Genomic DNA, 17,440 nt, shown 5'->3' on the forward strand with positions numbered 1-17,440 from the left:
ATCTTTTGTGCGGCAATATTGCAGATATTCTTCTTGCCGCGTTCACGATCCGGTATTGTAACGTTACATCATGAATCGACCGCCCGCCAAATTGACGAAGCAAGGCATCCGCGCCGTCGCGGCACGAGCCGGCGTGTCGACGGCATCGGTCTCGCGTGCGCTCAACAATCCCGATGCAGTGAGCCCGTCCCTGCGCGCACGCATTGCGCAGGCAATCGAAGCCGTCGGTTACATCCCGCATGCGCCGGCCCGCATTCTGTCATCGCGGCGATCGCGTACGCTTGGCGCGATCGTGCCGACGATCGACAACACGATGTTCGCGCGCGGCATCGCCTCACTGCAAAGATACCTGTCCTCGGTGGGCTACATGCTGTTTCTCACCACGAGCGGATACGATCTCGACGTCGAGCTGCAACAGGCCCGCAACTTGATCGGCCGCGGCGTCGATGGCCTCGTGCTGCGGGGCGACTGCCATCACGAGGGGTTGCGCAAGCTACTCGCGGACAATGCGGTGCCTTTCATCAATGTCGGGATCTATCAGCCCGACCGGCCCTACCCTTGCGTCGGCACGAACAACGAGGCCGCTGCCCATCGGGCGGCCGGGCATGTCATCGAGCTCGGCCATCGCCGGATCGGAATCGTTTCCGCCCTCCAGCGCAACAACGACCGCGCCGGCGCCCGCGTCGCCGGCTTTCGCCGCGCGCTCGCGGAGAACGGCCTGGAGCTGCCTCCGGAATGGCATGTCGAGGTGCCCTATACCTTGGACGACGCGCGCGAGGCGGCCCGCCATCTCCTCAACCTCAAGAATCGCCCGACGGCAGTGGTCTGCGGCAACGACGTCATTGCCTACGGCGTCCTGTTGGAAGCGGAGCGCAGCGGCTTTTCGGTGCCGCGTGATCTGTCGGTCGTCGGCTTCGACGACCTCGACTGGAGCCGCCATTTGCGACCGAGCCTGACGACGATCCACGTCCCGACCGACGAGACCTGGCAGCGTGCCGGAGAATATCTGGTGCGCAGCCTCGCCGGTGAGCAGACCATCATGCATCGTGAGATCGACTTCTCGCTGGTGGTCCGGGAATCGACGGCTCCGCCTCCCGCAATCCTGAAGTGAGATCCTCCGATGAGTACCAGCTTTTCTCTCACCTCCGGTTTTCATGCCGTCGTGATCGGCGGCGCCGGCGACATCGGCGCCGCGATCAGCAACCAGTTCTGCGACCTCGGGGCGACGGTGACCGCCACAGGCGTCAATGACGCCGATCTCGCACGCTCCCTGCTCAAGCCGCGCGCCGGACTTGCGCTCACGACTGTCGATGTCACGAGCGATCAAGCCGTCGCGTCACTCGCCGGGCGGCACGAACGCGTCGATGCGCTGATCAATTGCGCCGGCATCCTGGCACGGGACAAGGAATACGAAATCGAGACCTTCATGAAAGTGCTCGACGTCAATCTCACGGGCACTTTCCGAACCTGCATGGCGTTCCGCCCGCAGCTGGCGAAGATGAAGGGCTCGATCGTCAACATCGCCTCGATGAATGCAACCCTGGCCCTGCCGCGGATTCCGGCCTATTGCGCCAGCAAGGGCGGCGTCGTGATGCTGACCAAGGCGCTGGCCCTGGCGTGGGCCGAAGACGGCATCCGCGTCAACGCCGTCGCGCCCGGTTATGTCGAAACCGCGATCAATGCCGCCGGCCGTACCGACCGCGCCCATTATGAACGCATCGCCGACCGCACCGCGTTCAAGCGCTGGGGCCAGCCCGAGGACATCGCCGGTGCCGTCGCCTTTCTCTGCATGCCAGCCTCGCAATACGCGACCGGAACGGTGGTCGCGGTGGATGGCGGGTTTCTTGCGGGCTAGCGGCAGCTGTCACACGTTCGCAAGATGGCGCGGCTGCAGGTGCAGCCGCGCCATCTAGCTCAGCGGAAGTTGCCCTTGGTCTCGGGGATCACGACCGCGCCGATCAAATAGATCACGAACACGCCGACTGCAAAGTAAGCCAGCGACATCGGAATCTGTGCGGGGCTGCCGCTCACCAGCGAGACGAAGGTCGGCATCATTCCGCCCAGCGCAAAGCCGATATTCCAGGACAGGCCGGTGCCGCTGGCGCGAAGCGCCGTGGGGAACCGTTCGTTCAGGAAGATCAGCACCGGCGCATAACCGGCATTGCCGATGAAGGCGATGGCAAGCGCATAGAGCGTAATCTGCGTGGTGTCCTTGGTCGTGGCAAGATTCAGATAGCACAGCGGCAACAGCACCGCCGCCAGGACCCCGATCAGCAGGAACGTCTTCTTGCGGCCGATGAGATCGCTCAGCGCGCCGACCAGCACCGCGGCGAAGAACGCCGAGACGCTGGCGCCCATCAGGATCAGCGAGGAGGTCTGGTTCGGAACCGCGTTGATGACTTTCAGGAAGCTCGGCAGGTACCCCGAGGTCAGATAATAACCGGCGCCGCCGCCGAAGGTAATGAGCAGGTTGATCAGCAGGACGCCGCGATACTCGCGGGACAATACGTCCTTGACCGGCGCCTTCGAGACCTTTGCCTGCTTATTGCCCTGCTGGCGCTTGAGCTCCTTGAAGTACGGGGACTCTTCGAGGTTCCGGAAGATGAACCAGCCGAGCAGAGAGCTCAGCAGCCCTGAGAAGAACATGAAGCGCCAGCCCCACACGGCAAAGGCATCTCCGGGGAATACCGAGGACGTGATCAGGAAGATGAAGGACGCCAGCAGCGCGCCAATGCCGGCGCCGCCGCCGCCGACCAGGCCCGACATCGCCCCGCGCCAATGCGGCGGCACCGATTCCGTGCCGATCGTGTGGGTCGAGGCCACGACACCACCGACGAACACGCCTTGCACCAGGCGCAGGATCAGGAACACGATGGGAGCGATCACGCCGACCTGCGCGATGGTCGGCAGCAGGCCGAACGCGGCCGTGCTGATGCCGACGCCGATGATGGCGATCAGCATGGCCTGCTTGCGGCCGTGCACGTCGGCGTAGTGCCCGAACACCGCCGAACCGAGCGGCCGCATCAGCAGCGTAACGGCGAACGAACCGTAGACCGCGGCGAGCGACAGCGCCGCATTGCTCGACGGAAAGAACAGCGCGCCGACCACCGGCGCTACATAGAGCAGAATGAACAAGTCGAACAGGTCGAGTGCCCATCCGAGCACTGACGCGATGATCGCATTGACCATCTGGTTGTTATCCGTCGATGCCCGTGCACCGGCCACCGGCATATCCATCTCAGCCATCTTGTTTTACCCTCCCCGTTTGAATAGGGCCGCGGTCCGCGCCATTGCGAACCGCGGCAGCTTGTTGCGTCGCGTATCAACGGCCGACGAATTTCGGCGGACGCTTGGCGTTGAAGGCCTCGACGCCTTCCTTGAAGTCTTCCGACTGTCGCAGGCGGCTGTAGCAGTGCCCCTCGAGCTCGATGGCGATCGCGAGCGTCGAATCCTCGGTGTCGTTGAGCAGCTTCTTGGCGGTACGCTGCGCCAGCGGCGAGAAGCTGCGGAGCTCGTCGACAAGCTTGTCGGTCGCCTTCTCCAGTTCGGAATCGGGCACGCATTCGGTGGCGATGCCCCACTCCATCGCCTGCTTCGCCGAGATGCGCTTGGAGCGCATCACGATGTCCTTGGTGCGAGTGATGCCGACCATCTTCTGCAGCCGCGCCGACCCGCCGGAACCCGGGATCTGGCCGAGCTTCTGCTCGGGCAGCGCGTACTGCGTGGTCTCCGAGGCGATACGGAAGTCGCAAGCCAGCGACAGCTCGAAGCCAACGCCGAAACAATAGCCGCGATTGGCGACGATAACAGGCTTGGCGCAACGCGCCGGCGCGGCGATGTTCCAGGCGAGCTTGGAGACGTGCTCGGGGCTCGCTTCCATGAAGCCTCCGATGTTCCCGCCGCTCGAGAAATGCTCGCCCTCCCCGCGCAGCACGATGATGCGCACGCGCGGATCCTCGTCCAGAGTCTCGAAGGTCAGCCGGAGCTGGTCGCGCTGCGGCATCGCCACGACGTTGTAGGGCGGGCGTCCCAGGATGATGTCCGCGCGCTCATGCGCCTCATCGATCTCGACCTTGAACCCGTCGAGCTTGGCAAGCCGAGGATCGGCAAACGTATAGGGTGACGGCATTTTCGCTTCCTTCTGTTGATGCGTGACGATCAAGCGGCGTCCGATGGCGACCGACGCTCGGTCTCGTATTCTCCGGCGACGAGCAGGCGCCGCAGCAGCTTGCCGACCGGCGATTTTGGAATCGCGTCGACGAAGACGTAACGGCGCGGCCGCTTGAAGTTGGCGAGGCCCGAGGTGCGGCAAAACTGCTCCAGCTCGCTCTCGGAAACGTTGCGATTGCGCTTGACGAAGGCGGCGACGACCTTGCCCCATTTTTCGTCGGCGACACCGACCACGGCGACCTCGTCGACCCCGGGATGCAGCGACAGGCAGCTCTCGATCTCGACCGGAGAGACGTTCTCGCCGCCGGTGATGATCATGTCGTCGACGCGGCCCGTGACGAACAGGTCGCCATCGGGATCGACGAAGCCGGTATCGCCGGTGAAATACCAGCCTTCGCGCAACGATTTGGCGTCGGCCTCGGGGCGGCGCCAGTAGCCCTCAAAGGCTTCGTCGCCCGCGAGCGTGGCGATGATCTCGCCCTCCTCGCCGACCGCGGCAAGCTCCGCGACCGAACGCGCGCCGATGCGCACGACCTTGACGTGCTGGTTCAGCCCGGCCTTACCGGCGGAGCCGGGTTTTGCCGTAGCGTTCTGATCGATCGTGAAAGTGTAGATCTCGGAGCTGCCGTAATGATTGACGAACAGCTCCGGCCTGAAGGCCTCGTCCAGCTTCTTCAGCAGGCCGTCCGTCATCGAGGCGCCGGCAAAGCCGAGCTTGCGCACGCTGGAGACGTCGGTCCGGTCGAAGGCCTCGTGATGGACGAGATCGTGATAGAGCGTCGGCACCAGATAGAGATTGGTGATCCCTTCCCGCTGGATCAGCTCCAGCGCCTGGCGGCTGTCATAGCGCGGCAGGCAGATGAAGCTGCCGCCGATCAGCGACATCGCGAGCAACGAGCGGACGCCCATGGTGTGGTAGAGCGGCATCACGCCGAGCGTGCGCTCGCCGCGGCCGTAGAGATTTTGCGCGACATGGGCGATCGCCGCGGCACGCTCGGCGCGATGACGCCGCGGCACGCCCTTTGGCCGCGAGGTCGTGCCCGATGTGTAGAGCATGATCGACCAGGCATCAGAGCCGACGCACGGCTCGGCATCGGGCGCGCTGCCCCCGATCAGATCGGCGAAGCCGACCGCCTCGCCTGTGCCCGGATCGACCGACACGCGTAGCAGCCGGCCGGCGAGAGCCGAACCCTGCACCGCCTCAGCAGAAACATCCTGGTAGAAAACTGCGCGGCCCTCCGCGTTCTCGATGCAGAAGTCCAGCTCGTCGGCCTTGGCGCGCCAGTTGATCGGGGTGATTACGAGTCCTGCGAACTGGCAGGCCCAATGCAGCGTCGCGGCCTCCCAGCGGTTTTGCAGCAGCGTGACGACGTGGTCGCCGGGCTTGAGGCCCAGGCGGCCGAAGGATGCGACCAAAGCAGAGATCTTGTCGTACCATTGCAGGTAGGTCAGGCGGAGATCGCCGTCGACCAGCCCGATGGCGCGCGGATCGCGCGCGGCGCTGGCCATGAAGCTGCTGGCGAGATCAAGCATCTGACGTCTCTTTTTTCCATGAAGCGAGCTGGGCGGCGGCTTCGAGGGCCGCCTGGACGATCGGCGTGTAGCCCGTGCAGCGGCACAGATGCCCGCTGAGAAGATCGCGAATCTCCGCCTCGGTCGGCGCCGGGTTCCTGGCGAGATAATGATCGAGCGACATCAGGATGCCGGCCGTGCAGAAGCCGCACTGGAGCGCGTGGTGACGGCGGAAGGCCTGTTGCAGCACGCCGAGGCGATCGGCCGCGGGTGCAAGCCCTTCAACCGTCTTGATCTCGGAGCCGTCGACCTGCGCTGCAAGGGTGAGGCAGGAACGGGTCAGCATGCCGTCGACGACGACCGTGCAGGCGCCGCAGACGCCGTGCTCGCAGCCGACATGGGTGCCGGTGGCGCCCAGCTGGTGCCGCAGGAAATCAGACAGCAGCGTCCGAGGCTCGGCTTCCCCCGCGACGGGTTCGCCATTCAGCGAGACGTGGATGGGATGGCGGGCGTCGGATCTGAGACGGGTCATCGCAGAACCTCGCCGATCAGATCGCGGCCGATCATGCGCACGAGGTCGCGGCGATAGCGCGCGGTGGCATGAATGTCGTCGCGCGCACCGAGCTCGTAGGCTAACGCGTTGAGGGCATCGTCGAGCGCGCTGCCCTCGAGTCGCGGCCAGTCCCGCGCGGTCGGGACGTCCGCAACGCCACCGACCGCGAGGCGGACGCCGGATGGCGTCTTCATCGCGGCGCAGGCCACGATGGCAAAATCGCCGTGCCGGCGCGCGACCTCGCGGAACGCGAAGCGAGATCCATTGATGACCGGGAGCGAGATGCCCTCGATCAGCTCGTCGTCGTTGCGCGCCGTCAGCATCATGCCGGCGAAGAAATCTCTGGCCGTGACGCGGCGACGACGCCTGGCACTGCGCAAAAGCACCTCGCCGCCGAGCGCGACCAGCGCGAGCGGCATCTCGGCGCTGGGATCGGCATGCGCGAGCGAGCCGCAGATGGTGCCGCGGCTGCGGGTCTGCATGTGACCGACGCAGGGCAGCGCCAGCGCCACCAGCGGCAATGCCTCGGCCAGATCCGGCCAGGCCAGCAGATCGGCCTGGCGCACGCCGGCACCGATGACGACGGCATCGGATTTCCGCTCGATCTTGTGGAGCTCCCGGATCCGCATGATGTCGATCAGAAGCTTCGGCTTGGCGAGGCGCATATTGAGCATCGCCATCAGCGACTGTCCGCCGGCGAGCACACGGGCATCGCCGCCTTGTTGCGCCAGCCCGTCGAGGACCTCGCCGACGGCTTCGGCGCGGAGATAGTCGAATGCGGGCGGCTTCATCGGCGCCCCCCAAACCGGCCGGCGAATTTCGCCAGCGGGGCGAACAGCGAGAAGGCGCCCGAGGCGCCACCACCGCCGGCCTTGCGGGCCAGCGCTGCGAAGAACTGGCCGATGATCACCCGCGTCGCGCCGTCGAGCAGACGGCCGCCGATGCTTGCGATCTTGCCACCGATCGCGGCGTCATAGCTGTAGGTCAACTTCGTCCCGCCGCTGCCGTCGGGCGCGAGCGTGACGCGCCCCTCAGCGCTCCCGAAGCCGAGCGCGCCGGTGGCGCCGCCGCGCAAGGTGACCGCGCCCGGCGGATCGAGATCGAACAGCTCCACGTCGGCGCGATAGCGCCCGGTGACGGGGCCAATGCCGAGGGTGACGTCGGCGCGGAAATGCGTGTCGGTGATCTTGTCGACGCGCCGGCAGCCGGGAATGACCGATTGGAGCGTGGCGGGATCGAGCAGCATGGCCCAGACCTGCTCGGGCGTCCCCTTCACCGAGGCCTGCCCTTCGCCGCGAAGCCGCCGATCTGCATCGCGCGCAGGCGCCGCGGCCACGCCCCCCGCGGGAGGTGGCGGTTCGGCGCCGCGCACCAGCTCGGCAAGCCGCGCGGGCACCAGAGGCAGCGCGATGTCGGCAACTCCGAGCGCATCCGCGACCGCATTGGCGAGGCAGACCGGCGTCGACATGCAATTGCCCTCGCCGACGCCCTTTGCTCCGAGTGGAGTAAATGGCGACGGCGTCTCCATGTGGAAGATCTCGGGCTCGGGCACCTCGGTGGTGGTCGGCAGCAGATAGTCGGCCAGCGTTCCCGTCAGGAAACTGCCGTCCTCGGCATAGGCATATTCCTCGTAGAGCGCGGCACCGAGCGCCTGGGCGAAGCCGCCACGGATCTGGCCATTGACCATGCCGGGATGCAGGATGGTGCCGCAATCGTGCATGGTGACGTAGCGGTCGATCCGCGTCTGCAGGGTAATGCGGTCGATCTCGACGCCGCAGAAGTCGAAGATGAAGCCATGGCACAGCGAGGAGTTGATGCGGTCGTCCTCGCCGGGCGGCGTCAGCTCCGGCGGCGTCCAGAACACAGTCTCGCGGATGGACTGGCCGGCATCGTCAGGCAGCGAGCCCGGCGACCAATGGCTGAGCGCGGCGACACGCGAGAACGCGATCCGGTTTTCCGGATTGTGCCTGGAGGCAACGAAGCCCTTAGCAAAAACGATGTCCGCGGCTTCGACGTTCAACTGGCTGGCGGCGATGCGGGCGAGACGGCCGGCAATGCGCTCGGCTGCCAGTTTTGCCGTGCCGGCGACCGCGGCGGCGAAGCGGCTGGCATAATTTCCCGACGCGATCGACCAGGCATCCTTGGCGGTATCGATCTCGGTGTTGACGCGGATGTCCTTCGGCTCCAGGCCGAAGACGTCGGCGACCACCTGCGACAGCACGGTGCGATGGCCCTGCCCCTGCGGCACTGAAGCGACATGAACGGTGACGCTGCCGACTGGATCGAGGCCGACGGTCGCTGTCGCCTGCGCGCCGTTCTTCGGCCCGGCCTTGCGGCGCTCGGCCGCGGTCAGCACCGTTGTGATGTAGCCCATATTGGAGACGCTGGGCTCGACCACCGCCGTGAAGCCGATGCCGTAAAGCCGCCCCTCCGCCCGCGCCGCGTCGCGCCGCGCCTTCAATTCCGCCAGCCTGCCCTGCTCGACCGCGCGCGCGATCGCGTCCTGGTAATTGCCGGAATCGAGCAATGCGCCGGTCGCTGTACGATAGGGAAAAGCACCCGCCTCGATCAGATTGCGCTTGATGACATCGAGCGGATCGAGACCGAGCCCGATCGCGATCCGCTGCACCAGGCGTTCCAGCGCGAAATAGACCTGCGGCCCGCCGAAGCCGCGGTTGAGGCCGGTCGGTGTCTTGTTGGTGACGACGACGCGGTTGCGGATTCTGACGTGGTTGATGTCGTAGGCCCCCGTCATGTTGCCGTGCATGCGGTAGAGCGTGGCCGGCTCGGGTGCGCGCAGATGCGCGCCGCAATCCTCGACCTGGTCCCAGTCGAGCGCGAGAATCTTGCCGTCGGCCGCAACCGCCGCGGCCAATGTCGTCGCGCGGTTGGTCGCTGACACCGACGCGGTGAGATGCTCGAGCCGGTCCTCGATCCACTTCACCGGCCGCCCCGTGACGCGCGCCGCAGCCGCGATCAGAACGATGTACGGAAACACACCCTGCTTGACACCAAAGCTGCCGCCGGAATCCGGCGGCGTGCGCAGCCGCAGCCGATTGCCCGGCACTTTCAGTGCACGCGCAATCACGGTGTGGATGCTGAAGGGCCCCTGAAAATTCGCGAGAACCTCAAAGGCGTCCTCGCCGGCATCATGCGAGGCAACGACACCATAAGTCTCGATCGGTGTGCAGGAGTTGCGGGGATAGCGGATGTCGATGGAGAAGCGGTGCGGCGCATCCGCAAACGCCTTTTCAGGATCGCCGTAGCGAAACGCGCGGTCGCTGGCGAGATTGCCGGGAAAACCGTCGTGCAGGACCGGCGCACCCGGTGCCATCGCTCCGAGCGGATCGACTGTAGCCGCTCGAGGGCGATACTCGACATTGATGAGTTCGGCCGCATCTTCGGCGCGGGCACGATCAGTCGCCACGATCACGGCGACCGGTTCGCCGACATAGCGCACACGCTCGACTGCGATCGGCCAGCACTCGACCGGCGCCTTCACGCCGACGACGAGACTAGTGGTGACCGCCTTGATCTGCTCGCCAGTCAGGAGCGCTGCAACGCCCGGCAGCCGCCTGGCCGCTTCGGCGTCGATCGAAATAATATCGGCGTGGGCGTGCGGCGAGCGCAGGATCGTCGCATGCAGCGTGCCGGGCTGGACGCCGAGGTCGTCGATGAAACGGCCGCGGCCGCTGAGCAGCGCGGCATCCTCGACGCGCTCGATTGAACGCCCGACCCACGGCTTGTCACCGCTCTGATCAACCGAATTTGCGGACTTAACCGCAGCCTGCACCATGTCCCGGCATACCTCCCGACGCGTTCTCTGACGCGACGGCGACGTTTGTCAGGACAGGAGGCGCGAGGGCCATACCGCCCGCTCTCACGACTTACCAAATCGTCTCATTCGAGAGCGTGCAGCGCAATATCAGCCCGCAAGGATCAACCCGCGAGGCGGGAGACGTTGCGAAACTCGCGCGGGCTGACGCCGGCATGATCGCGGAAGAAGCGCGTGAAATGTGCCGGCTCCGGAAAACCAAAGCGCTCGCTGAGCTCGCCGAGCGCTGTGTCCTCGCGCATCACCGCGTCGAGCGCGCGCTCCATGCGGACGACGTTGAGGTAAAGCTTCGGCGAAACGCCGAGCGAGGTCTCGAACAGGCGGAAGAACTGCGCGCGCGACAGGCCCGCGCCCTTCACGAACTGGTCGACGTTGGCATAGGAATCGTTCACGCGCATCGCGTCCATCGCGCGGCGGATCCGCCAGTCGCAGCTCACCGCGCCCATGCCGCGGATCGAGGTCGGAAAGCTGCGCCAGGGCGTGAAACGCTCGATCACCGCAATCATGAGGTCAGAAAGGGTCTGCTCGTGGGTTCGCACCGCGTCGGGATTCGCCATCATTTCGGCCGCAAGATGCAGCGTGAGCTGGCGAATGCGCGGCGAGACTTCGCCCGAGGGACGCTCGAAAAAGCCCGGCGCGCCGCTCGCGGCCCATCCGCGCCGGAACTCCTTCAGCCACTCCGGCTCGATATAGAGCGCCATGATGAGCGTGCGCGGGCGATTGACGTCATGCACATAGGCATGCGGCTTCCAGCCGTCGACCAGAACGGCGGCCGTGTCCGTGAGCGGCGTGACCTGGTCGCCGACCAGGAACTGGGTGTCGGAGCCCTCGACCTTGAGCAGGACGTGGCAGTGATGATGGGCGTGGCGGACCAGCGAACGATCCATGTCGAGCAGAGCGACCCTGCCGAAAGCGCCATGAGCGATGCGCAGGGCCGTCGACATAAGTTTCTTCCTCCCGGCGTTGCGCCGCAAAATGGTTGCCTTGCTGGTGCGGCACTATAGGCCGCCCTTGCTACATATTCCAACGGCGCAAACGGACGCAAGCCGCTTCCGGCGGTAACCCGCTCACATCCGCGCCTCCGCAAGAAGGCGCGCGACCGCAGCGCCCGGATCGGCCTGCAAGGCTGCCGTCAGGTCGACGTCCTCCTCGCCCTTGACGCGGATGCGCTTGAAGGCGAGCTCGGACGCGCTGACCGGCGCTGTCGCATCGAGGCCCATCTTGGCGCCGATACCGTCATCCGTGGTCGGATCGAGTTTCGAGCCGAGCGCGCCGGCGACGACCATGAGATCGCGGTCGGCCTGGAAGCGCGTCGCCACCGCCCATTCGATCTCCTCGGAGGAAGAGATATCGACGTCCTTGTCGACCACAACCACCTGCTTGATGTCGTAATGCGCGCCGAAAGCGCACATCATGACGTTCTTCGGCTCGCCCTCATTGGTCTTGTCCATCTTGATCGCGAGATGATAGCGGCAGGTGCCGCCGCGCGTGAGGCGAACATCCAGCACGGTCGGGAAGCTGCGGCGCAGATGCTGGAGCAGCGTCGCTTCGCGCGGCACGCCGCCGAGTATCAGGTGCTCGAAACCGCCGCCGACGATGGTGTGGAAGATCGGCTTGGCGCGATGCGTGATGGCATCGACTTCGATCACCTCGCGATTGGCGCGCGGGCCGTAATATTGCGGGAATTCACCGAACGGGCCCTCCGGCTCGCGCACGCCTTGCAGGATCCGTCCTTCAATCACGATCTCCGCATGGGCGGGAACGCGAACCGAAATGGTGCGACATTTGACGACGTCCACGGGCGAGCCGAGCAGCGCGCCCGCAATCGCCATCTCGTCCTCGTCCAGCGCGGCAATCGCCTGCGAAGCCAGCAGCAGCGCCGGATGCGCGCCGATGACGATGGCGATCTCCAGTGCCTGGCCCAGTTCTTCCGCGATGCGATAGTAAGAGAACGTGTGCCGCGGCAGCAGCAGAACGCCGATACGATTCTTGCTGCTGACCTGACAACGGTGAATCGAAACGTTCTGAACGCCGGTCTTCGGATTGCGCGCGATCAACAGGCCGGCCGTGATATAGGGACCGCTATCGCGTTCATTGTGCTTCGGCACCGGAAGTTGTCGGAGCAGGTCGACGTCGTCGTGAACGACCTCCTGCACTGGACCGTCCGGAACCTCGCGGGTCGGCAGTGGATTGCTTGCGGCGGCAAGGAATCGCGGCAGCAACTGGTCCTCGGTGACGCCGATGGAATCGGCGACCCAGTCACGACCGGCAAACAGGTTGGCGATGACGGGAATCTCGTGCCCATCGGGACGCGGGAACAGCACCGCGCTGTCGCGCTCCAGCCGCTTCGCGATGGCGGCGAGCTCATCGATCAGCGCAATACCCTCGCGGGCAATCGCGAGCTTGCCGCGCTCGGCGAGGTAAGCGAGCCAGGCACGCAGATCGGCCGGTGCGTTCGTGCTCTTCGCCGAATTTTGCCTCGCCGAATTTTGCATTCGCATATGACGTATCTCTCCTCGGGCGTTCGGGTCAGGGCGCGATCTTGCGCAGCGACGGCGAGCGGCGCTTGAGCGCTTCGTCCTCGCCCCAGCGGCGCACCACGCCGATATCGATATCGAAGAGGTCGAGCACCCGGCCGACGGTGTGCTCGACCATGTCTTCGAGATTCTCGGGTTTTGCGTAGAAGGCGGGCACAGGTGGCGCGATGATCGCGCCCATCTCTGATAGCGCCGTCATCGTCCTGAGATGCCCGGTGTGCAGCGGGGTCTCGCGCACCATCAGCACCAGGCGCCGGCGCTCCTTGAGCACAACATCGGCGGCGCGGGTCAAAAGCGTCGTGGTGACGCCCGAGGCGATCTCGGACATCGAGCGCATCGAGCACGGCGCCACAATCATGCCCGCGGTACGGAACGAGCCGCTCGAGATTGCCGAAGCCATGTCGTCGATCGCATGGCTGACATTGGCGAGCTCCCTCACCTCCGCGATCTTCAGGTCGGTCTCGTAGGCAAAGGTCTGCTCGGCCGTCTTCGACATCACCAGGTGAGTCTCGACGCCGGCATTGCGCAGGAGTTGCAGCAGGCGCACGCCATAGGTGACGCCCGAGGCGCCGGAAATGCCGATGATCATCCGCGTGGGCGCTGCGTGCTGCATATGTCTGATTTCGCTCCCGTGGCCACGTACCCTCGAGGTCTCGTAGCCGGTCGCAAAACTAGGCAATCTCGGCCATCACAACAAATAATGATTGATTATATCATTCATCATCGAAGATGATGGCCCGCGAACGAGTTGGCGAACGAAGGACTGGCCCCGTGGAACTCAGGCAGATGCAGTATTTCCTGTGCCTGGCCGATGAAAAGAACGTCACGCGGGCCGCGCGCCGGCTCAACATCGTGCAGCCGGCGCTCAGCATGCAGATCGCCAAGCTCGAGGCCGAGCTCGGCCAAAGGCTGTTCGACCGCAGCGTCCAGGGCATGACGCTGACCAGCGCCGGCGAGGCGCTGGTGCGGCTGACGGCGCCGATCGTGCGCGATGCGGAGTATGCGCGCCAGGAGATGGCCCAGATCGGCGGGCGGATTTCAGGCCGCGTCGCGGTAGGCCTCATCACCTCCGTTGCGCAGAGCACGATGGCGAGCTCGTCAGCGACTGTCGCGCGCCGCTATCCCGAGATCATCCTCTCCGCGTGCGAAGGCTACACCGAGACGCTGGTCGACTGGGTCAACAGCGGCCAACTCGATTTCGCGCTGATCAACGTGCCGCGCCGAAGGACGCCGCTCGCCGCGCATCACATCATGGACGAGGAGATGGTGTTCGCCTGCCGCAAGGACGGCCCGATCCGGCCGCCGGCCAAGCTGCGCTTCGACCACATCGCGAATTTCGATCTGGTGCTACCCTCGAAGCGCCACGGCCTGCGGCTGATCCTGGACGAGCGCGCCGCAGCCCTCGGCATCGACCTGCGGCCGCGCCTGGAGCTCGACACCCTGCCCGCCCTCTGCGACGTGATCGCGACCACCGATTTCGCGACCGTGCTGCCGACCATCGCGCTCCGGCAGTCGCTGGCAAGCGGGACCATTCGAGCCCACCGTTTCGACGCGCAACGGATCGTTCGCTCCATCGCCTGGGTGCATCACCCGCGGCGAGCGGTCTCGGTTGCGGCCAAGGCCGTGCTGGACGTCATCAGCCACGATCTGGCGCAGGCCGCGGCGGTGGCAAAGCAGTTGGCTGAACCTGGCTCCGGCGGCGCAGCCTCGTCATCCCGCAAACAACGTCGCAAGACCGGGAAGACGATTTCCTGAATCCCGAACGCTCATTTGGACAAGATGTCGCGCCTCTTTGCAAAATGAGACGGGTTGGTAAGTTTCGAGACGAGCCGGCATGACGGTCACGTCAAGCCGCTAACTACGGTCCAGGCGCAGAAAATCGCGGCCTGGCGCTCCTCCGGACAACTCCTGTCACGGACGCTCCCAAGGCTCGCAGAACAAGACGCGGTCGGGAGATTCAGTCCGAGATGGCAAGGTTCGGTCACAGCAGGATCGCGGACGACACAGCGCCGCACGTTGAAGGATTTCACCCTGACCGCAGGTCTTTGCTCTCGCTCGGCCTGGGCGCGGCTCTCTCCGCCACCGGGCTGCGTCCCGCGCAAGCCCAAGACTACCCCGCGCGTCCGATCCAGGTGCTCGTGCCCTTCGCCGGCGGCAGCGCCAGCGACGTCATCACGCGCATCCTGCTCAACCGCATGTCGACGTCACTGGGGCAGGCCTTCGTAGTCGACAACCGCCCTGGCGCCGGCGGCAATATCGGTACCGCGGCCGCTGCACATGCCGCCCCGGACGGCTACACGTTGCTGATGAGCACCTCCGGCCCACTGGCCGCGAACCGATCATTGTACAAGGAGCTGCCCTACGATCCGCTGAAGGATTTCGCCCCGATCGGACTGTTCGCCACGTTGCCGAATGTCATCGTAATCAATTCGAGGCTGCCGCCGAAATCCCTGCACGAGCTGATCGAGTACACCAAGGCCCGCCCCCGGGAGCTGAACTACGGGACGGTCGGAGTCGGCTCGTCGCAGCACCTCGCGGCTGCCTATTTCGAGCAGCTCACGGGCACCGAGATCACCCACGTTCCTTACCGCAACATCGCTGCTTACACGCCGGACTTCATCGCGGGCCAGGTCCCGCTCGGCTTCCAGCTCTTGCCGAATGTCATCGGTCTGATCAGGAGCGGCGATGCGCGTCCGCTCGCGGTCGCCAGCGACAAGCGCATGACGGCGCTGCCGGACGTGCCGACCGCGGCCGAGGCTGGCCTGAAGGATTACGAGAGCGCGGCGTGGCTTGCCCTGCTCGCGCCCGCGGGCACCGGCACCGCCGTTATCGACAAGCTCTATGCCGCCATGATCGAAGCCATGAACGATCCGAAGGTGCGCACCCTCCTGGTGGAGCAGGGCGCCGAGCCCCTGGTGATGGCCCCCCAAGGTCTGAAGGATTTCATGACCGCGGAAACCACAAAATTGGCCGGGATCATCAAGAAGATCGGCATCGAGCCGATGTGACTGCCAGCTTTTGGGTAATCAGCCTCTTCCGCGTGATCCGCCACCCGCGCCCTGCTCACCCAAGCCTCGCTCGCCGACCGGCTCGCGCATGGCTCAACGCAGCGGCGCTGGCGGTATGAGCTCGCGTTACGGCAGATTGTCCCGCAGAAAAATGTCGATGCGGATGCGTTCTTGGTCGGGGCTGATTGGCTCGCCCGAACAGTGCGCGAGCAGAACGCGTGCCGCAGAGCGCGCCTCGTGCCCGGGATCCTGATTGATCACGGCATCGAGCGTGCCGCGAACCAGGAAACGCCGTGTGTATTGGGTCAGCTCATGGGTGATCCAGACCACCTCGCGAGCGCGGCCCGAGGCCTCGAGCGCATCGGCGATGCCGCGGTTTCCGGCGCCGCAGCAGTATATGCCGCGAAGATCGGCATGGCGCGCGAGCAGCGCGGCCGTAAGCTCCCGCGTGCGATCGCTGTCGTCGCGGCCCTCGATGACCGGTAGCTGGGGCAGGTTCGGATACTCGCTGGACAGGATTTGGTGGAAACCGAACTGCCGTTCAGTGTGATCGCGCAGCGACAGCGACCCCGCGATCACCGCGACCGTCCCCTCGCGCCCAGCAAGGAAGCGCCCCATCAGCGTTGCGGCGGTGCGGCCTGCGGCCGGATTGTCGATGCCGACATAATGCAGGCGGCGCGAGCTTGGCGCGTCCGACACGAGGGTCACCACGGCGACCCCGCGTCCGACGAGCTCGTCGATCGCGGCCCGAACCCTGGGATGATCGAGCGCGATGACGGCGACGCCCTGGTAGGCCGGCGACAGGGTTTCCAGCGCGCCGGCGAGCACATCCGGATCGAACACGTCGACACGGAGAATGTCGATGAAGCCGCGCTGGCCGGCGAGCCAGTCCGCGGTGCGCTGGACCTGCTCGCTCAGATTGGTCATGAAGCTGTTGCTGCCGGTCGGCAGCACGAAGGCGAAGCGGAACGTCTGCCCGCGGGCGAGCCGCGCGGCCGCGACGTCGGCGCGATAGCCGAGTTTTGCCACCGCGGCCTCGACACGCGCAACGGTCTTGGCGCGCACGCCCTCGCGCCGGTTGACGACGCGATCGACGGTCGCAAGCGAAACGCCGGCCGCACGTGCGACGTCCTCGAGCGTGGCACGAATCGCCGGCTGCGTCGCCCCTCCCGTCATTCGCGCGCCGCCCACAGCATGCCGCGGGTCATCAGTGTCCGGATCTCCGGCACGTCGAGCTCGTAGGCACGGTGGCCGAGCGAGGAATAGAACACCCTGCCCGCGCCGTAGCGCTTCTTCCAGACCACGGGCACCACCACGCCCTCGATCCACGGCGCGTGCTCGCCGGTGAAGGTCGTCGTCGCCAGCACCTCGTTGGCGGGGTCGACATGCATGTAATATTGCTCGGAACGATGTTCGAAACTGTTCAGGCCCTTCATGATGGGGTCATCCGGCTTCGTCAAGTCGACCTTGTAGTCGATGATGTTGCCGGGATGGGCCACCCACTGCCCGCCGCACATGAATTGGTAGTCGACGGAATCGCGGAACGCATCGCACATGCCGCCATGATGGCCGGCGAGCCCGACGCCGCTCCGCACTGCGGCGCAGAGATTGAGCGCTTCCGCCTTCTCGATCTTCGACATCGTGTAGATCGGGATGATCAGCGACATGTCGTGGATCGCAGGATCGGCGAATGCCGCCGTCGTCGTCTCGATCCGCACCTCGAAGCCTTCCGCTCTCAGCCAGCCGCGAATCATCGAGGCGCAGAGATCCGGATCGTGTCCCGGCCAGCCGCCCCATACAATCATTGCCTTGCGCATGGTCATTC

At 65.6% G+C, this 17,440-nt stretch carries 15 protein-coding genes; 4 read left to right on the forward strand and 11 right to left on the reverse strand.

Annotated elements, in window-relative coordinates; all coding sequences use genetic code 11:
• Positions 1–70: 70 nt before the first annotated feature.
• Together XI03_RS39325 and XI03_RS39330 are read left to right on the forward strand one after the other, a co-directional pair.
• Positions 71–1,111, forward strand: coding sequence for a LacI family DNA-binding transcriptional regulator (locus XI03_RS39325; RefSeq protein ID WP_271595126.1), 1,041 nt, complete (start codon positions 71–73; stop codon positions 1,109–1,111).
• Between the two features lie 9 nt (positions 1,112–1,120).
• On the forward strand, positions 1,121–1,855 hold the full coding sequence (locus XI03_RS39330) for an SDR family NAD(P)-dependent oxidoreductase (RefSeq protein WP_271595127.1): 735 nt from the start codon (positions 1,121–1,123) through the stop codon (positions 1,853–1,855).
• Between the two features lie 59 nt (positions 1,856–1,914).
• Here XI03_RS39330 and XI03_RS39335 read toward each other — a convergent pair whose 3' ends face one another.
• The 9 genes from XI03_RS39335 to XI03_RS39375 form a co-directional block, all read right to left on the reverse strand.
• Positions 1,915–3,246: an MFS transporter gene (locus tag XI03_RS39335; protein WP_271595128.1), complete on the reverse strand. Its 1,332-nt coding sequence runs from the start codon at positions 3,244–3,246 to the stop codon at positions 1,915–1,917.
• Positions 3,247–3,322: 76 nt separating this feature from the next.
• The gene (locus XI03_RS39340) at positions 3,323–4,129 is read right to left on the reverse strand and encodes an enoyl-CoA hydratase/isomerase family protein (RefSeq protein ID WP_271595129.1); all 807 of its coding nucleotides are present in this window, start codon (positions 4,127–4,129) and stop codon (positions 3,323–3,325) included.
• 29 nt (positions 4,130–4,158) lie between these two features.
• Positions 4,159–5,703, reverse strand: coding sequence for an AMP-binding protein (locus XI03_RS39345; protein WP_271595130.1), 1,545 nt, complete (start codon positions 5,701–5,703; stop codon positions 4,159–4,161).
• Positions 5,696–6,214: a (2Fe-2S)-binding protein gene (locus XI03_RS39350; protein WP_271595131.1), complete on the reverse strand. Its 519-nt coding sequence runs from the start codon at positions 6,212–6,214 to the stop codon at positions 5,696–5,698. Before XI03_RS39350 ends, XI03_RS39345 begins: the two co-directional genes overlap by 8 nt.
• The gene (locus XI03_RS39355; RefSeq protein WP_271595132.1) at positions 6,211–7,026 is read right to left on the reverse strand and encodes an FAD binding domain-containing protein; all 816 of its coding nucleotides are present in this window, start codon (positions 7,024–7,026) and stop codon (positions 6,211–6,213) included. Before XI03_RS39355 ends, XI03_RS39350 begins: the two co-directional genes overlap by 4 nt.
• Entirely contained in the window at positions 7,023–10,031 is a 3,009-nt protein-coding gene (locus XI03_RS39360) for a xanthine dehydrogenase family protein molybdopterin-binding subunit (RefSeq protein WP_271595133.1), read from the reverse strand. Before XI03_RS39360 ends, XI03_RS39355 begins: the two co-directional genes overlap by 4 nt.
• A gap of 143 nt (positions 10,032–10,174) precedes the next feature.
• Positions 10,175–11,014 (reverse strand): helix-turn-helix transcriptional regulator, encoded by an 840-nt coding sequence (locus XI03_RS39365; RefSeq protein ID WP_028143581.1) that lies wholly within the window; start codon positions 11,012–11,014, stop codon positions 10,175–10,177.
• Between the two features lie 123 nt (positions 11,015–11,137).
• A complete protein-coding gene (locus XI03_RS39370; RefSeq protein ID WP_095426557.1) occupies positions 11,138–12,571 on the reverse strand; it encodes a UbiD family decarboxylase in 1,434 nt (477 codons plus the stop codon).
• A 28-nt stretch (positions 12,572–12,599) separates the two neighbouring features.
• Positions 12,600–13,220: a UbiX family flavin prenyltransferase gene (locus tag XI03_RS39375; protein WP_038970453.1), complete on the reverse strand. Its 621-nt coding sequence runs from the start codon at positions 13,218–13,220 to the stop codon at positions 12,600–12,602.
• A 173-nt stretch (positions 13,221–13,393) separates the two neighbouring features.
• Between XI03_RS39375 and XI03_RS39380 the strand changes: the two genes are divergently transcribed.
• Positions 13,394–14,362 (forward strand): LysR family transcriptional regulator, encoded by a 969-nt coding sequence (locus XI03_RS39380; protein ID WP_038948971.1) that lies wholly within the window; start codon positions 13,394–13,396, stop codon positions 14,360–14,362.
• Positions 14,363–14,574: 212 nt separating this feature from the next.
• Entirely contained in the window at positions 14,575–15,615 is a 1,041-nt protein-coding gene (locus tag XI03_RS39385) for a Bug family tripartite tricarboxylate transporter substrate binding protein (protein WP_271595134.1), read from the forward strand.
• 126 nt (positions 15,616–15,741) lie between these two features.
• Here the strand turns inward: XI03_RS39385 and XI03_RS39390 are convergent, their stop codons facing one another.
• Positions 15,742–16,791 (reverse strand): LacI family DNA-binding transcriptional regulator, encoded by a 1,050-nt coding sequence (locus XI03_RS39390; RefSeq protein WP_271595135.1) that lies wholly within the window; start codon positions 16,789–16,791, stop codon positions 15,742–15,744.
• Entirely contained in the window at positions 16,788–17,432 is a 645-nt protein-coding gene (locus tag XI03_RS39395) for a ThuA domain-containing protein (protein WP_271595136.1), read from the reverse strand. Before XI03_RS39395 ends, XI03_RS39390 begins: the two co-directional genes overlap by 4 nt.
• Positions 17,433–17,440: the final 8 nt, after the last annotated feature.

Source organism: Bradyrhizobium sp. CCBAU 65884 (assembly GCF_028128835.1).
GTDB classification, from domain to species: Bacteria; Pseudomonadota; Alphaproteobacteria; order Rhizobiales; family Xanthobacteraceae; genus Bradyrhizobium; species Bradyrhizobium ottawaense.

Coding starts and splice junctions, on each gene's coding strand:
- XI03_RS39325 (WP_271595126.1), top strand. CDS start 71: ATGAATCGACCGCCCGCCAAATTGACGAAGCAAGGCATCCGCGCCGTC.
- XI03_RS39330 (WP_271595127.1), top strand. CDS start 1,121: ATGAGTACCAGCTTTTCTCTCACCTCCGGTTTTCATGCCGTCGTGATC.
- XI03_RS39335 (WP_271595128.1), bottom strand. CDS start 3,246: ATGGCTGAGATGGATATGCCGGTGGCCGGTGCACGGGCATCGACGGAT.
- XI03_RS39340 (WP_271595129.1), bottom strand. CDS start 4,129: ATGCCGTCACCCTATACGTTTGCCGATCCTCGGCTTGCCAAGCTCGAC.
- XI03_RS39345 (WP_271595130.1), bottom strand. CDS start 5,703: ATGCTTGATCTCGCCAGCAGCTTCATGGCCAGCGCCGCGCGCGATCCG.
- XI03_RS39350 (WP_271595131.1), bottom strand. CDS start 6,214: ATGACCCGTCTCAGATCCGACGCCCGCCATCCCATCCACGTCTCGCTG.
- XI03_RS39355 (WP_271595132.1), bottom strand. CDS start 7,026: ATGAAGCCGCCCGCATTCGACTATCTCCGCGCCGAAGCCGTCGGCGAG.
- XI03_RS39360 (WP_271595133.1), bottom strand. CDS start 10,031: ATGGTGCAGGCTGCGGTTAAGTCCGCAAATTCGGTTGATCAGAGCGGT.
- XI03_RS39365 (WP_028143581.1), bottom strand. CDS start 11,014: ATGTCGACGGCCCTGCGCATCGCTCATGGCGCTTTCGGCAGGGTCGCT.
- XI03_RS39370 (WP_095426557.1), bottom strand. CDS start 12,571: ATGCGAATGCAAAATTCGGCGAGGCAAAATTCGGCGAAGAGCACGAAC.
- XI03_RS39375 (WP_038970453.1), bottom strand. CDS start 13,220: ATGCAGCACGCAGCGCCCACGCGGATGATCATCGGCATTTCCGGCGCC.
- XI03_RS39380 (WP_038948971.1), top strand. CDS start 13,394: ATGCAGTATTTCCTGTGCCTGGCCGATGAAAAGAACGTCACGCGGGCC.
- XI03_RS39385 (WP_271595134.1), top strand. CDS start 14,575: ATGGCAAGGTTCGGTCACAGCAGGATCGCGGACGACACAGCGCCGCAC.
- XI03_RS39390 (WP_271595135.1), bottom strand. CDS start 16,791: ATGACGGGAGGGGCGACGCAGCCGGCGATTCGTGCCACGCTCGAGGAC.
- XI03_RS39395 (WP_271595136.1), bottom strand. CDS start 17,432: ATGCGCAAGGCAATGATTGTATGGGGCGGCTGGCCGGGACACGATCCG.